Annotated in this window: 1 protein-coding gene; it reads right to left on the bottom strand. The window is 36.0% G+C overall.

Features of this window, described 5'->3' with window-relative positions; genetic code table 11:
• Positions 1-208: 208 nt before the first annotated feature.
• A partial coding sequence (locus E1163_RS00315) for a glycosyltransferase family 4 protein (RefSeq protein ID WP_155168542.1) occupies positions 209-1,098 on the bottom strand: 890 nt, incomplete at its 5' end.

Raw genomic sequence — 1,098 nt, 5'->3', positions numbered from 1 at the left:
AACCTTAGATAGGCTAAAAGGTCAAATAAAGGCGAGCTTACGGCCGTACCTGAAACAGAGTATGCCAAAAAAGTATAGTTTCCTATGTTCAATACATTCAGTACAAGTAACGTATGTGCTACTTTTCTTAAACTTTTATATTGCTGGCCTATCTGCTGAATCATTATACTTTAGTTTTCCAACTCCTTCCCCCTATATCTTCTCCATCTTATTTGACTAAAACGGACTCCATGATTGACACAAATTTATCCAGCATAACTTCTTTATTAAATTTACGCCTTACATGGTCATTTCCTAATGACGTCCTCCTTTTCCTATCCTCCTCATCATCAAGACAATGCTGAAACGCCTCTGCCAAACTTAAATGATCAGAGGGCTTTGCAAGCCAACCATATCTACCATACCCTAACACTTCTGGTATCCCTCCAGCACTGGTAGCAACAACAGGCAAGCCGTGCATCAATGCTTCGATATTTGCCACGCCTAAAGCCTCTTGTTTAGAGGGTACTGAAAATATATCTGCTTCATGCATTTCCTTAAAAACCTCTTCCTGGTTCAATCTGCCTAATATATTCATTGACAAATTCTTATACCCCTTATTTATAGCATACTTTTCTATGCTATGAAAGCTTGCCTTCTCCGGCCCAACAATTCGAAGGTTAAAAGTATATCTTGTCAAACTTCCTAAAGCATCAAGTAAATCAAATAATCCACCGTTATAATAATTGGATTTCACAAAAAGCACTTTTATATTTTCTTGCAAACCGTTGCGTAAGACAAATCTTATACCTTTCACATCAACGGATTTATATAATTTGGAAATCCGCTTTGACTGAATATCATAAGCTTCTTTAACCTCCTTAAGCAAAAACTTAGAGTTTACTATTATTCGAGCCTCCGTCTTGCAGGCCACGCTTTCGAAATATTTAAAGATCCAAGACCTGAACCACCTTTTATTCAATTCAAAATTGGATAAACTTGTAGTAAGACTGTTATCATCATTAATCATTCCAACCACTGGGATAGTCAATTTTTTGGCTGATTCAATTCCTATTATTGCATTATTAAAAACAAGAATATCATAATCATATTCTTGTT

It is taken from the genome of Fulvivirga kasyanovii (genome assembly GCF_009711405.1).
GTDB classification, from domain to species: Bacteria; Bacteroidota; Bacteroidia; order Cytophagales; family Cyclobacteriaceae; genus Fulvivirga; species Fulvivirga kasyanovii.
This window is presented reverse-complemented; position numbering and strand designations above follow the sequence as displayed.